Source organism: Vibrio sp. K4 (genome assembly GCF_051122595.1).
Taxonomy (GTDB): Bacteria; Pseudomonadota; Gammaproteobacteria; order Enterobacterales; family Vibrionaceae; genus Vibrio; species Vibrio owensii.
Genome location: NZ_CP178578.1, coordinates 804,048 through 818,509, shown reverse-complemented (window position 1 = coordinate 818,509; position 14,462 = coordinate 804,048). Strand labels below are relative to the sequence as shown.

14 protein-coding genes are annotated in these 14,462 nt (G+C 46.7%); 10 read left to right on the top strand and 4 right to left on the bottom strand.

From position 1 onward, the window contains the following. Nucleotides 1-108: 108 nt before the first annotated feature. A complete protein-coding gene (locus tag ACLIIY_RS21160; protein ID WP_434529326.1) occupies nucleotides 109-948 on the top strand; it encodes a class I SAM-dependent methyltransferase in 840 nt (279 codons plus the stop codon). An 88-nt stretch (nucleotides 949-1,036) separates the two neighbouring features. Here ACLIIY_RS21160 and ACLIIY_RS21155 read toward each other — a convergent pair whose 3' ends face one another. Beyond that, on the bottom strand, nucleotides 1,037-1,318 hold the full coding sequence (locus tag ACLIIY_RS21155; protein WP_434529325.1) for a hypothetical protein: 282 nt from the start codon (nucleotides 1,316-1,318) through the stop codon (nucleotides 1,037-1,039). A 173-nt stretch (nucleotides 1,319-1,491) separates the two neighbouring features. Further along, complete coding sequence (locus ACLIIY_RS21150; protein ID WP_434529324.1) at nucleotides 1,492-2,382, bottom strand: alpha/beta hydrolase; 891 nt, start codon at nucleotides 2,380-2,382, stop codon at nucleotides 1,492-1,494. 148 nt (nucleotides 2,383-2,530) lie between these two features. On the opposite strand from ACLIIY_RS21150, the gene ACLIIY_RS21145 reads away from it, so the two are divergent. After that, the gene (locus tag ACLIIY_RS21145) at nucleotides 2,531-3,448 is read left to right on the top strand and encodes a LysR substrate-binding domain-containing protein (RefSeq protein WP_434529323.1); all 918 of its coding nucleotides are present in this window, start codon (nucleotides 2,531-2,533) and stop codon (nucleotides 3,446-3,448) included. A gap of 12 nt (nucleotides 3,449-3,460) precedes the next feature. On the opposite strand, the gene ACLIIY_RS21140 is transcribed toward ACLIIY_RS21145, so the two are convergent. Both ACLIIY_RS21140 and ACLIIY_RS21135 read right to left on the bottom strand, forming a co-directional pair. Beyond that, nucleotides 3,461-4,333: an aspartoacylase gene (locus ACLIIY_RS21140; protein ID WP_409592661.1), complete on the bottom strand. Its 873-nt coding sequence runs from the start codon at nucleotides 4,331-4,333 to the stop codon at nucleotides 3,461-3,463. Between the two features lie 61 nt (nucleotides 4,334-4,394). After that, nucleotides 4,395-5,273 (bottom strand): 6-carboxytetrahydropterin synthase, encoded by an 879-nt coding sequence (locus tag ACLIIY_RS21135; RefSeq protein WP_434529322.1) that lies wholly within the window; start codon nucleotides 5,271-5,273, stop codon nucleotides 4,395-4,397. Between the two features lie 202 nt (nucleotides 5,274-5,475). On the opposite strand from ACLIIY_RS21135, the gene ACLIIY_RS21130 reads away from it, so the two are divergent. The 8 genes from ACLIIY_RS21130 to ACLIIY_RS21095 all read left to right on the top strand — a co-directional run bounded on the left by ACLIIY_RS21130 (nucleotide 5,476) and on the right by ACLIIY_RS21095 (nucleotide 14,431). After that, nucleotides 5,476-6,345 (top strand): DMT family transporter, encoded by an 870-nt coding sequence (locus tag ACLIIY_RS21130; RefSeq protein WP_434529321.1) that lies wholly within the window; start codon nucleotides 5,476-5,478, stop codon nucleotides 6,343-6,345. 391 nt (nucleotides 6,346-6,736) lie between these two features. Next, a complete protein-coding gene (locus ACLIIY_RS21125) occupies nucleotides 6,737-8,917 on the top strand; it encodes an FUSC family protein (protein WP_434529320.1) in 2,181 nt (726 codons plus the stop codon). Nucleotides 8,918-8,927: 10 nt separating this feature from the next. Further along, nucleotides 8,928-10,613, top strand: a complete 1,686-nt coding sequence (locus ACLIIY_RS21120; RefSeq protein ID WP_434529319.1) for a TolC family protein — start codon at nucleotides 8,928-8,930, stop codon at nucleotides 10,611-10,613. Next, complete coding sequence (locus tag ACLIIY_RS21115) at nucleotides 10,613-10,816, top strand: DUF1656 domain-containing protein (RefSeq protein WP_005453214.1); 204 nt, start codon at nucleotides 10,613-10,615, stop codon at nucleotides 10,814-10,816. Before ACLIIY_RS21120 ends, ACLIIY_RS21115 begins: the two co-directional genes overlap by 1 nt. Nucleotides 10,817-10,828: 12 nt before the next feature. Beyond that, nucleotides 10,829-11,716, top strand: a complete 888-nt coding sequence (locus tag ACLIIY_RS21110) for an HlyD family secretion protein (protein WP_005436231.1) — start codon at nucleotides 10,829-10,831, stop codon at nucleotides 11,714-11,716. A gap of 19 nt (nucleotides 11,717-11,735) precedes the next feature. Next, nucleotides 11,736-12,422, top strand: coding sequence for a potassium channel family protein (locus ACLIIY_RS21105; RefSeq protein ID WP_434529318.1), 687 nt, complete (start codon nucleotides 11,736-11,738; stop codon nucleotides 12,420-12,422). After that, entirely contained in the window at nucleotides 12,415-13,566 is a 1,152-nt protein-coding gene (locus tag ACLIIY_RS21100; protein ID WP_005436229.1) for an AI-2E family transporter, read from the top strand. The genes ACLIIY_RS21105 and ACLIIY_RS21100 overlap by 8 nt, the downstream gene beginning before the upstream one ends. A 193-nt stretch (nucleotides 13,567-13,759) precedes the next feature. Beyond that, nucleotides 13,760-14,431 (top strand): DUF2057 domain-containing protein, encoded by a 672-nt coding sequence (locus ACLIIY_RS21095; protein WP_020195365.1) that lies wholly within the window; start codon nucleotides 13,760-13,762, stop codon nucleotides 14,429-14,431. Nucleotides 14,432-14,462 lie beyond the last annotated feature (31 nt).

Here is a 14,462-nt window from a genome sequence, read left to right as displayed (position 1 = left end):
GTTTTCAACACACTCATTTTAATCAACGTCCTTACGTTGTTTTAGGATAACTAAAACCCCTAAATTCAAGTAAGGACGACAAGCTAACTTATTGTCGGAATTACAACTATGTTTAAAAAACTGAATGAAGCAACTGCCAAACCAGCCGTTTGGTCAGCATACACCGCAGACGTACTGTGGACAGATAACCACATTGCGAAACAGATGCTCAGCTTCCATCTAAACCAAGAAATCGAAGCCGCGTCGCGCTCATTCAACTTCATTGATGAATCTGTTGACTGGCTGGTGACTGAATTTGGTCTCAACCAAGATTCAAAAACCATCGATTTTGGTTGCGGCCCTGGCCTTTACACCCAACGTTTAAAAACGCGTGGTGTAGGCACGGTGCTCGGATTGGATTTCTCGCAAAACTCGCTGGAATATGCGACTCAACAAGCAGCGTCTTCTAACCTCGCTATTGAGTATCACTTAGGCAATTACCTAGAGTTCAGTGACACACGACCGTTTGATTTGATCACGCTTGTTATGTGCGACCTTTGCGCGCTCAATCCAACTCAACGTGCGACGTTGTTTGCTAAGTTCAAAACACTGTTGGCTGAGAATGGTGCGATTGCATTAGACGTTTACACACAAACACGTTTTAACAAGCAAGCTCAAGCGCTGACACTCAATCAAAATGCCATGAACGGTTTTTGGAGTGCAGAAGATTACTGGTGTATTCAATCTTCATTCAAATACGACACTGACCTTGTCACGTTAGACAAGTACGTGATAACTGAAGCGCAACGAGAATGGACAGTCTATAACTGGCTGCAACATTTCACTTTAGACATGCTTAAAGCAGAACTTGCGCCGCATGGTTTAGAAGTTCAAGCAACCTACAGCGACTTGCGCGGAAAGCCGTTCGTAGATGGTGACGAAATGGCGGTGGTGATTCGTCATAAATAATGACCAATCCAAGCTAGAGCGGCACTGCTACCAATAGCAAAAGGGGCGATATTCTCGCCCCTTTTTCGTGTTTCGCTATTTGCTTATGTTACGCATGAACCAACTCAACCGGTCCGTGATCGTCACAGTGATCGCCGTGTTGATGGTGAAGTCGACCGTCGACAATGTAATCCACATGATCACCATGTTGTATTGCCTCATGTCCACAACCAGGCCCATGTACATGCCCACCGCAAGAGTGAACAGGATGACACCCATCAGGATTGGTATCACTTAATCCAATAACATGTTCATCGCAGTGATCACCATGTGGATGATGCAAGGTTCCATCCACTAAGTAATCAACATGACCATCATGACGTATTGCCATATGCCCACAATTTGGACCATGAGCATGGTTTGAATGTGAATGCGTTTTAGAGCAAGTCATCGACCCACCTCCCTTTTATAGGTTTATGCTTTTATATCAATGTTAGCTGTTGTGTTGCTACGCATTCCCTATATTTTAGATTATGTGAGAGGCTTCATGTGTACCATGCATGATCAATGAAAAAACTCGATGATCTGCTCGACTGCTTGATCAACATATTCGTCTTCATCATACAGGGCGATGTGATTCGCTCCTTCAATTCGAATCAGCTGTTTAGGCTGCGAAGCTGCTTCAAACATTTGCTCGCTTTCGTATGCGGAGTCTGCTTCTGTACCGACAATCATCAGTAGTGGTGTCGGCGTCAAGTTTGCAGCAATATCCAACGCTGAAAAGTTAGCCAACGTCTCATATGACCAAGGCAAAAACTTGCTCTCGTATAAGCCTTTTGCTCCGCGCTCTGTCATGTAGTACTGGTAAAACTCTCGGAACAGACGTGGCATTTCCTCACTGTCTTCAGCTGGCGCGTGAGGCAGGAAATCAATCTGCCCAGTAGCAAGATATCGTTCTCTCGCTTCATTACCTTTACGTAGCAAGTCTAACAAACCTTCTCGGCCAATTACGTTGTGATAAAAGCCTCGGTGGTCGAAGTAAGCACTCACGGTCGCAAGTGATTTTACGCGTCTATCTGTCGCAACGGCATGAGCTAAATATCCGCCGCCAGAACAAACACCTAACCCATGGATTTGCTCACTATCCACATACGCTAAGGAACGTAAATAAGTTACCCCGTTGCGGCAATCTTCCGCTTTATTGTATGGGTTCTCATGAAATCTTGGCGCACCTTCACTGGCGCCAAAACTGGCATGGTCAAACGTTAATACCACAAATCCCTTGGCCGCAATTTTCTCGGCGTAAATTCTTACCGTCTGTTCTTTTACCCCCGCCTGCGGCGCAGCAATCAAAACCGCTGGTAAAGGATTTTCGACTTGGGATGGACGATGAATTTCCGCTGCAAGTCGGTTGCCATTGCTGAAAAATGAAGCCTCATATCTTGTTACTGTCACTCGATTCACTCTCTATGTTTAACGGTTTTTTAGACGATAAAGACGAGCATTCACAAACATTTGCACCCTGCTCTTCTCTTTTAAACAAGTATAAGGAGGGCTATTATTCGGATATATATAGGCATTATGAAAACACTGTTAGGTTTATATGAACAATCTATCTTGGCGAGGCATTCGCGCGTTTATTTATGTCGCGGAATGTGGAAGCTTCACCTCCGCAGCCGAAGCAATGGGCGCATCAAAGGCAAACGTAAGTCAGCTCGTGAGTGAATTAGAGTCTTCTCTGGGTGTTCAGTTACTCTATAGAACCACACGTCAGCTCCGCCTTACTGAAATTGGCGATGGTTACTTTCGTAAATGCAAAGAAGCGATGCTACAACTGGATGCCGCTGCAGAGTGGGCACAGCAAGCCACCAGCGAAATTAAGGGGCGGATTCATATGAATTGTGTTGGAGGTCCGATTGGCGAAGAACTTATTGCACCATTGGTGATGAGTTTTCAAGCCGCCTACCCGAACGTAGAAGTAGAGCTCGATTTCTCAAGACATCGCGTCGATCTCATTGAAGATAGCTACGACTTGGTGCTTCGTGTCGGCGAGATGCCAGACTCCACTCTCATCGCGCGCCGACTCACCACACTCCGCACACACTATGTCGCAAGCCCAGATTTCCTGGAACGACACCCGAACATCCTCGTCCCAGAAAATCTTAAAGCCTTGCCTTTGATTCATGGCAGTGTTGATCATTGGATCATGAAGAATCACAAAGAGCAGCGCATCATCAACGTAGGGCAAGGTATTAAGGCGGCTACTGGCAGAACCATGCGCCACGCGGCGATTTCTGGGCTAGGGGTAACGCGACTAACCGATGTGTACTGCCATGCTGATTTAACATCAGGGAGACTTATCGAAGTGCTCCCTGAGTGGTCAGAAAAAACCTTACTTTCGCTCGTCTGTCCGCCAGTCAAATATCAACTGCCAAGAGTCAAAATGCTCATGGACTGGATAAGTGACCGATTTGAAGAGCACTATAAACAGTTCAAAATTGAGGGCGAACATTCAAGCTAAGCTCGCTTTCAATCACTCCGCGCTCACAACCTTTTTCTCAGCAAGAGCCATGGCAATATTGGCTTTGCTGTATGCACTTTCATTGATGAAGTGCGGATAGATATCCTGTTTACCTTCCCAGAAAATGTCGTAACCAAAGAAGGTCGCGAGTAGTGGTTCGCCCGGTTTAACTACCTCGAAGTCTCGTCCACAGATCATAGGGTGCACTGTCGCGACACGCATACCATCGTGATCGACAGGGATCATCACTTCTTCAGTATAAAAATACGCGTCGTAGTCGTTCAGCTCACCAAGTTGCCCAAGGTTATGCTGTTCAAGGTAATCGAGCACCATGGTCAGCATCTTCTTCATTAGTTCTAGCGTGTCGTACTTCAGTGAGCCATGCGCTTGAGCTCCAACTTCGATCATCACGCCATGTTGCCCAGTGGTGCACAAGTAAGGTTGGTCATCCCACGCTTTTCTATCTTCAAACAGAATGTTGGCTTCAGGCATACGTTGTTTCACATATGCCCCCATCTTGCGATAGAACACGTCGTTAGAAACCAAAATCAAGGTCGCACCCATGTTACTGGTGGTGTTGTGCAGATCGATGATCAATTGATTCTCTTGGTGAGCATGTACTTGCGTGAATTGCTGCGCGATTTCAGTTTCTTGCTGAGTCGCAGGTGATGATTGATTCGCCAAGGCAAATTCACGGTTGAGGTCGGTCTCAACATAACGAACGTTTTGCTTTACTGCTTCAGGGTTGCCAAGCACACACTGAGTATTGAACGTCGAACGGTCGGCAACATAAAGACGATCTTTGATAAGCTTTTGAAGGTAAATGCCAGAAAGCTCATTACCATGCGTACCTGCTACGAGCAGAACACGATTAAGTTTGTCCATAAAAGTGATATTCCAAATATTGAGTAAAAGTGAGTTTTGATTGAGATTGAGCAGCGCGTTGTTAGCGAAACGCCATTGCTCCTTTCCCCACGCCTTCATAAGCGATGATTTGTAACGACTGTCCTTCTTCCAGTGAAGGAGCAATTTCATTGGCGATAAACACAGCCAACAACTCTACCGTCGTATCGGTGTTCAATACTTCGGTTTCGCTGTGCGCAATAGCAAGTTGGAAGTCACCTTGTGAAGTGGTGTATCGGAAACCAAAATGCGTATCGCAGTTGATGAGGTTCGCATGTTCGCTCAGTTCCAAATGACTAATCTCAACCAGATCTTCGATAGAAGCGAGGTAGATATCCTGCCAACGCTGCGCAAAAGCGTCCTCACGAGCGGTATCGCGCTGACCATCAACCAGAATTTGAATCGGCGAGCGATGCCCATGTGCAATACGCTGACAATTGCCATCGTGCTTTTTTAAACCGTGGGTGTAGTGATAGTAAGCGCCATCGAGTTTTTCATGACGCAAGGTCACGTCAATCGATGCCACATTAGTTGGTAAATGACCTTGCAGAACTTGGTGGATGTGTTGCGTTACGCTCTCTATTGAGATTTCTTGTGCATCCACGAAGCAAAAGGCTTCATCTGGGCAATGCAGGTGAATGCTCTTTTCTCCGCGCATGAGATCGACTTGGGTATAACCGGCTTTAGTATTCGCCCTTTCGACTGCGGAATTTTTTACTGGGACAAGCAAGCGGTGATCAACGTACTGATCGACCAATTGTTTGATTTGTTTTTTTACTTTCGAGAAATCCAGCACCATGCTCATCTCATTGAGATCGCCGTGCATTACTACGTCCAGAATCCAACTCTCGCCGACCATACCTCGTGTTTCACACAAATACGAAGCATCAATAACCGTGAGATCGTTAACAAATAGATTCAATCTGAATTCCTCATTTTATGTTGAGTCTAAAAATCAAATGTTATGTTATAACACCTACCGCTCTCGCTCAATTTCGTAAAGTGATGTTCTTCCCGGTCTGTGTTGCGCTATGGTTTCAGCTATAACTAATCACTTTATCAACTAATTAGCCTTTTCAATTTAGCGCTACACTGCGACTCTTGATGATATTTGAGGATAAGGAATGTCGACATTTTTACTGACCGCGATTGCCATGTTGGCGTTTGCCGCCAATTCGCTGTTGTGCCGTTTGGCATTGGCAGCAGGTTTGATTGACGCGGGCAGCTTCACTCTTATCCGTTTACTCTCTGGCGCCGTGACTCTCATCGCCATCATGCTTTTGCGTGGCAACTGGCGCAGCCAAATCCCAACAACTCGATTCAGTCTGTTCGCTGGTGTGGCCTTATTTGGATATGCGGCACTGTTCTCTTTCGCTTATGTAAAACTAGCAGCTGGAACTGGAGCCTTGTTACTTTTTGGTGCCGTGCAGCTGACTTTACTCGCACTCTATTGGTGGCAAGGGCAACGGTTTAAATTACTCGAACTTGTCGGTATTGCGGTTTCTTTGCTTGGATTTGCGTGGTTAATGCTGCCATCGGCAACACGTCCTGATGTTTGGTCAGCTTTGTTAATGGTGTTATCAGGCATCTGTTGGGCAGGGTTTACCGCCTTGGGTAAGCAAGCTTCCACTCCTAGCAGCGGCATTACTTGGGGATTCATTACCGCTTCTATCTTTGGGCTTTTACTCTCTCCTCTTCTACTAGAGGCCATTCACGCTACGTTGCAAGGCGTAATGCTCGCGGTTGTATCCGGCGCCATCGCCTCTGGTTGCGGTTACGTCCTTTGGTATCAAGTGATGCAAAAACTGACCTTGCTGCAAGCGGCAGTCAGCCAACTTTCTGTCCCTGCGATTGCGTTAGTCTTAGGAAGCGCGTTGTTAAGTGAGCCGCTCACTACCCATTCAATCATCACCAGTGCCATCATCCTTGGTGGGATCGCTTTAGTATTTTTATCTCGCTCCCAAAAACCGACAAAGACGCCAGCAAGCCAATAAAAAATAAAAACTTTCCTCTCAACTTATCTCCCATCATCTATGCTTTTTGTTAGGCACTTGTTTTCACAGCACTTTGGACGTGAGCAATGCCTAACACGCTGGCGATGAGCCTTGAATAGAAATTTGGTTTGGTAACTCCTGCAAAACTGTATCAGTAATGAGATTTTCTAGTTAAACGTTTTCTTGGTCATTTTTCCCTCACGCCATAGGTAACGGGGTGTGAACGGCGATTTGAGCATTTTGACCCAATTTGGTTTTGACAAAGGATTTACAAACCACCTCTTTTCAATCGCTATATTCCGCCTCCGCAATTTTTTCAGAACGAAATTCTGATTATTGATTGAGTAAATTCATCCACTTACAAACATAAGCCTGAGCTAACTTTGAGACTATGAACGATAAAAGCAAATTCGCCACAAAAGTAGCCCTTAGCCTGACTCTGGCTTATCTGATCCCATTTGCCATGGGTTGGCCGCAAGCGTCGACGGCAGCAACGACAGTCATGTTGATCGCTTCAACAGGCAGCCGCCGTGAATCGCTAGCGAAAGGCACATTGCGTGTGTTGGGTACTTTAGTCGGTGCTGTGATTGGCCTGCTATTAGTCGGAATGTTTGCGCAAGACCGCTTCATGTACATGCTCAGTGTCTCTGTGGTTGTGTCCTTTATCTTCTATTTCCGTAACGCTTACCAAAAAGACCCAACGCTGCTTGCCCTAACCGGCGTAATGACTTTGATGATGTCGAACGGTGGCGATGCAGAAGGCGCGTTTATGTACGGCGTTGACCGCGCGTACATGACCATCTTTGGCGTGGTGCTTTACACCTTGGTAGGCACATTCTTATGGCCAACAAAGACAGAGCAAAACCTTCGTCAGCTTATTGAACAACTTAACCAAGCTCAGCAAGCGTTGTTCGCAGCGATTTTACAGAACTTCGAACAAAGGCATGCTCAACAGCAAGGGTTGATTCCGGCTTCGGGTACTCAGGACAATGAGGAAAACGAAGAACCAAAGCCCACTATCGACGAGTTGCTAGACAAAGTCTTTGCCGCACAAAACGCACTAGAGCAACGCTTTGCAACCGTGAGTGTCGAGTGCAGTGATGTCTCGGCCTACATGAAAGAATGGCAACTTGCCGTCCACTTCAACAAGCAAATCACCCAAGAACTCAGCGTGGCAGCACACAGTCACTTTAGCCACCAGCAAGACCGAAGCTGCATCAACAACTTCGATCAAGCCATCGAAGAAATTCAAACACTATTCAAAACCTGCCAAGAGATGTGGGATAACGAAGGCCCAGCCTATCGCGCGCAGGAATTTAAAGTCGATTACAACCAACAGGCTTTGTCGGACGCTCCACACCTTGCAAAAGGCTCTGCGCTCACGCTTGGTCACTTGCTTAAATTAATGCACCAAAGCTTGTCTCGCTTAGCAGAGAGCATCAGCTGTATTGATTCAGTGACCAACAATGTGTCGTTCAAACAAGAATTGCCGAAGCAGAAGAGCAAGTTCCTTTGGTGGGATGCCGAAAACTTCAAAACCGCAGTGAAAACCTTCACCACCTACTGGGTGGCTGGGTTGATTTGGATTTACTTCAATCCACCGGGTGGCTACTCGTTTGTTACTTTCTCGACCATCTTTATGTCACTGCTGTCGTTCGTACCTGTTCACCCATTCATGTTGCTGATTTTGTTTACGTTTGGCTTCCTATTTGCGGTGCCTTCGTACGTCTTTATCTTACCGGGATTAGAGCTCGGTGGTGAACTTGGGTTGTTCATCTTCATCTACACCTTTATCGGCTTCTACTTGTTTAAAGGGCCGGTGACCATCTTCTACATGATTGGTTTGTTTGTCCTCGGTCTCGACAACAACATGACCTATCACTTCGGCATTCTGATGACGATCATGACCTTGTTCTACATGGTGGTGTTCATGATCATTTTCGCTCACTACTTCCCGTTCAATTCCCGTCCGGAGCACTTGTTCTTGACCATGAAGGAGCGGTATTTCAGGCATGTGGGCGATTTGTTTTCCAGCTACCACGAACAGTCTGAATCGACTTACAAAAAGATGAAACGTTCACTGCACTTGGTGACACTGAACGTCTCTTCTAAAAAGCTCAAAGTGTGGGGGTCGAAGATCAACCACAAGCTGTTCGACAAGACACCGCCAGAAGCGATTGGTGCATTCAGCAAGTCTTGTGACGCCCTGAGCAACCACGTCAACATTCTGATTGCTGCCGAACAAAAGCTATTAAGTAACCCACTTATCAAGCAGTTACGCAGCAAGCATACCGATTCCATATTACCTCTGATGGCTGGCGCACTCGCAAGCCATCAGGCGACCGACGAACTCGATTCTGTGTTCGAAAAATACAGCCAGGATTACCAATCCTTTGAAAATAAACTGGAAGATTTCTTTAGTGAGTTGGATTTATCTGACTACGCTTATTCAGAGATTGCCGGTTTTTATATCTTGCTGAATTTAAAACGGAACGTGTTCGAAGCGATCAACCAATGCAAGCAAACCTACGAGGATATCGATTGGGTGAACTTACGTCAGAAGCGGTTTTAAAGGTGAGGATATGATGCTTCTAAAACTAACTAAACCAAGCCTCGCCATACTCTCTGTACTCGGATTGAGTGCGTGTACGACTTTGGGTCCGGACTACGTCCATCCAGAGCAAACCGCCTTGCCAAGTGATTGGTCGGTAGAAAAAGCGGCGCAAGACACACAGCAGTCTGAGCAAAAACTGCAGCAGTGGTGGCAGCAGTTCAACGATCCAACACTGAACCAACTGGTTGAGATGGCGAGCCAACAAAACCTCGATCTTGAGGCGGCGGGTTTGCGCATCGTCCAAGCACGTTCGCTATTGGGTATCTCCACAGGATTGCAATACCCACAAGTGCAAACCGTATCCGGTAACTTAGCTAGGGCTTATGTGAACGACCAAGGTGTGAATAACGCTGCGTTGTCGTTTGATGCTGGCTGGGAGATGGACATTTGGGGCAAATACGCACGTGGCATTGAATCAGCTGAGGCTGGTTACTATGCGTCGATTGCGTCATACCACGACATCATGGTGACCATCACCTCTGAGGTGGCACGCAACTACATCAATTACCGCACGTTCCAAGAACGTATTTTGCTTTCTCGTCGAAACATCGAGATCCAAGAGCGCGTGGTGAATATTACACAGGTGCAGTTTGATTCGGGTAACGTAACCGAGCTCGACGTTCAGCAAGCGAAGAACCAACTCTTCAATACTAAAGCGGCGCAACCTTCGCTTGAAATTGCAATGAAGCAGTCGCGCACGGCATTGGCATTGCTGTTAGGTGTCCTGCCAGAAGACGTTGAAAAGCTGTTGCAATCTGATGGCTTTGCCCAGCGTATGGCAGATTACGAAAACCAGTTTAAATCCTCAGGCAGAAAACCAGCCTTGTCTGGTAATGATGAACGTTCCATCGTACCTCGCCCTCCTCTGTTGGATGACAAAGTGGATGCGAACCTAGTAATGCGTCGACCTGACTTGCTGGTTTCAGAGATGCAAGCACGAGCGCAAAGTGCTCAGATTGGCGTTGCAGAAACCGCACTGTACCCAAGCTTCACGCTGTTCGGCTCGATTGGTATCGACAGCACAGTACCGGATGGTAGCAGCTTTAGTTTCAGTGACTCGTTGACCATGGTCGCGGGGCCAAGCTTTAGTTGGAACATTTTCCAGTATGGCCGAGTGAAGAACAACATCCGCTTTGAAGATGCACGCTTCCAAGAAACCATCACCAACTACAACAAGAAGGTGCTGCAAGCGGTTAATGAAGTAACTAATGCGCTGGAAGCTTACGACTTGTACTTGGAGCAAAAATCGTTGCGTCTGCAATCGGTGAACTCATCCATTCGCGCATTCAACATCTCGATGACCCAGTACGAAAACGGTCAGATTTCTTTTGAGCGTCTACTGAATTCAGTAGAGAAGATGACTCGCGCAGAAGACAGCTACGCCACCATCAAAGGTAACGTCGCAAACCAAGTGGTTGCCCTTTACAAAGCACTCGGTGGCGGTTGGGAAACCCAAACTGGTAAGCCTTTCTTATCAGAAACCGTTGCAAAACAGATGCAAGACCGCAGCGATTGGGATGATTTGCTAGACGAAGAAGAACGCGTTCTGCCGCCACTGCTTCTTGAGCAACCATCAGACAAAGCGCAAGCGGACAGTCCTGAGCAAATAAGTGATGAGCAAAACAATGCCGAGCAAGATGGGGAGGTGCAGTAATGCCACACGAACTCTCTTGGGGTGACGTTTACTTCTCACCGCTGCTCTTGGTACTGATTCTAGCGGTCACCGCTACATGGATAACGGTGATCATTTTGAACAAGACGCGCTTGTCTCGTTTCATTGCGTTTCCGTCTCTGACATTCATTGCCATCATGGTGTTCTACGTGGTGGCCATCGACAGTTTTTATATACAGTTTTAGGTGCCCAACAAGATGAAAAAACTACTCGTTATTGCACTCAATCTTGTCATTCTTGGTGGCGCGGCGTGGTTCGGCTATCAGAAGTTCGAAGAGTATTTTAACAACCCATGGACCCGTGATGGTCAGGTACGTGCGAACGTTATCAAGGTCGCACCTCGTGTGTCTGGCCCTATCGTCAATGTTGCGGTGATGGACAACCAAGAAGTGAAGAAAGGTGATCTGCTGTTTGAGATCGACCCAACTACTTACGAAGTTGCCCTATCACAAGCCGAAGTGGCGTTAGAGAAAGCCATCGTTAGCTCTCGCGGTAAAAAGATCGAATACGATCGTTTGAAAGACATTCGAGCGAAAGACCGTGGCGCTGTCTCTCACAAAGATCTGATTCGTCGTGAAATCACTTACGAAGAGTCACTACTGCAAATCAAATCAGCAGAAGAGCAACTTAAATCTGCACGCCTGAACCTTGGTTACACCAAAGTGTACGCATCGGTTGATGGCTTTGTATCGAACCTCGATATCCGTGACGGTACACAGGCAGTTGCAAACCAACCATTAGTGGCACTTATCGACAAAAACAGCTTCTGGGTCTTTGGCTTCTTCCGTGAAAACCAATTGGCACAAATTGCTCCGGGTAGCGATGCGCGCGTGACCTTGATGTCTCATCCAGATACGCCAATCGATGCAACGGTGGACTCTATTGGTTGGGGTATCGCACCAAAAGACGGCACCGTGGGCTACAACCTACTGCCGAACGTGAATCCCGTATTCCAGTGGATTCGTCTAGCGCAACGTATTCCGGTTCGCGTCTCTCTGCATGAACTGCCAGAAGGTGTCGATCTTCGATTCGGGCTTTCTGCTTCCATCATGGTGATGAAGGACTCATCACAAGAACAAGAGTAGGAGTTAAACAGGCATAACCATGGTTATTGGAAAAAAACTCAAAAACATCAATGAAGAAAACAACTTCTTCTATCTGACCTTAGCGCTTATCGGGCTTTTGATTGGCGGTGCGTTTGTACAGGTCGTTGGAGAAGGTGCGATGGAGCACTTGCTGCAAGGCTTCACCATCATCACCTTCATCGTCTGTATGGCGAGCTTGCGCTTTGACAAAAATTGGTCACGTTTCCTCTATACCCTATTGGGTACGTGGGTTGTGGTGATTGGTATCAAAGCCGTGCTAGGCATCAAAGAAATGGACGTAGTGATGCTCGCCCTCAGCTTTGCGTTCTTCTTCGGCACATTTAAGTCTATCGCAAGGCAGATTCTGTTCACTGGGCATGTGAACACCAACAAAGTCATTGGCTCTGTTGCTCTATTTTTGCTGCTAGGTCTGATGTGGGCAATTGCTTACCTCATTCTTCTTGAGTTCTCTCCAAACTCATTCACTGGGATGGAAGCCATCTCTTGGGGTCAGAACTTCTCTAATGCAGCGTATTTCAGTTTCGTCACCTTAACCACACTCGGTTATGGCGATATCAGCCCTCTAACACCATTGGCGCAAGTCGTTGTGTATTTAGAGGCCATCGTAGGCGTGTTTTATATGGCGATTGTTGTTTCAAGTCTCGTCAGTTCCAACATTGAACATCAGGTAAACAAAAATGGATAAACAATCGGTAAAAATCGAGAGTAAGGTTTTCATCAGTAATATGGTGGAATCCGCAATACGTATCGGCTTGATCTTAGTCTTGCTGATGTTTACATACGACATCATCAAACCTTTCATTCTTCCTGTGATTTGGGGTGCCATCATTGCCGTTGCATTGATGCCAATCTGTAAGAAGCTAGCAAAAGTGTATGGTGGCAAACGTGGCCTAGCGGCGACGACAATCGCCTTGTTGGGTATCGCACTATTGGTGACACCTTTAGTCATGGTATCTGGCTCTATCGTCGATGGTGCAACACACGCGTTAGACGTTTTACAAAGTGGCGATATTAAGATCCCTGGTCCAAAACCTTCTGTCGCAGAATGGCCGTTGGTCGGTGACAAGCTTTACGAAGTATGGACACTGTTCGCAACCAACCTAGAAAAAGCCATCCAAACCTTTATGCCTCAAATTAAGGCGGGTCTGACTTCTCTGCTTGGTATGGTCGGTGGCGCACTGGGTAGCTTGCTACTGTCAATCATCTCTCTAGCAATTGCCGCTGGCTTTATGACTTACTCTGAGTCTTTGGCTTCAGGCTTGAAAACCATTGCAGTTCGTACTGCAGGGGACAATGCGAAAAGCTGGACAACGCTAATTGCTGCGACCATCAAGAGTGTGTTACTTGGCGTAGTTGGTGTAGCCGCTATTCAAGCACTATTGATTGGTGCGGGCTTCTTCATCTTTGGCGTTCCGGCAGCTGGTTTACTAACACTGGTGCTGATGATTCTTTGTATCGCACAGCTACCTGCTCTATTGGCAGTTCTGCCAGTCGTTGGCTACATGTACATGACGCAGGACACCAGCACAGCAACCATGTTTACTGTTTGGGTTGTGGTTGCAGCGTTGTCTGAAAACCTATTCAAACCAATGCTAATGGGACGTGGGGTTGATGTACCAATGCCAGTCATTCTACTAGGTGCCATCGGTGGTATGTTGTTCTACGGCATCGTTGGTCTGTTCTTAGGTGCGGTTATTCTTGCGATTTGGTACGAGCTATTTGTGTGGTGGTTGAACATTGAAAAAGCTCAACAACAGCAAGAAGCGTTAGCGGAAAATGCCGAACAAGCTTCAGAACAAAACGAAGCTGGACATGGCGCTGGTATCTAATCGTTCTATCAATTGAAACAAACCGCTGCCCTTTGCAGCGGTTTGAGCTATTTAGCTCACAGTTTCATAGTTTGGTATCCGATTAAAATGACGTTCTTGTTAAATTTTCAATCTTCTTACATTCGGGAGTTGCAATCGAACAATGAACGATGCACTCTCGATGACCACTAATTCAGTGCTTAGGATAAAAACAATGAAATTGATCAAGCCTTTAACTTGCGCGCTTGCTTTGGCTATGAGTGGCATGGCATTCGCGGATGTGACAGTAACCGTTCCTGACGACGTTTCTATTTTGGCGGCTAACGGCGAGAAGGTGAAACTATCTGGCGGCTTCTTTGCTTCAGAAAAATCATTCACGCTACCTGACGGCGTAAACCAAGTTGTGTTCCGCTACGCACCTTACTTCAGCCAAGGTAATGATCGCCTAAGCGTTGAGAGTGACGTTATCGTAACTCGCTTCGACGCAACGGACGCTGAACTAAGCCTACAAGTTCCTGAATATCGCGACCTTCGCCAAGCAGAAGACAAAATCAAAGACCTAGATTGGAAACTGGTTGATGCTTCTGGCAACGCAATTGCGGTAGAGCAAGACAAGCTAATCAAGCCTGGCATGCAAATCGGTCGTGATTACGTACGTGAAGTGGAAGACTACAACAAGACTGGCGGCGTCGCGGCAGTTGGTGTTGTAAGTGCAGCGGTTATCCAACCAGCAACACTTCCTGCAAAGATCCCAGCAGACATGAAGCAAACTAAGCCTGCGACAATGAAAGCAGATTCAACAGCTGAAGAAATGCTGCATTTCTGGTACCAAAAAGCAGACGCTGAGACACAAGCGCGCTTTAAAGACTACATCAACCAGCAATAATCCCGTTGGTTTAGTCGTACAGACTAGATGC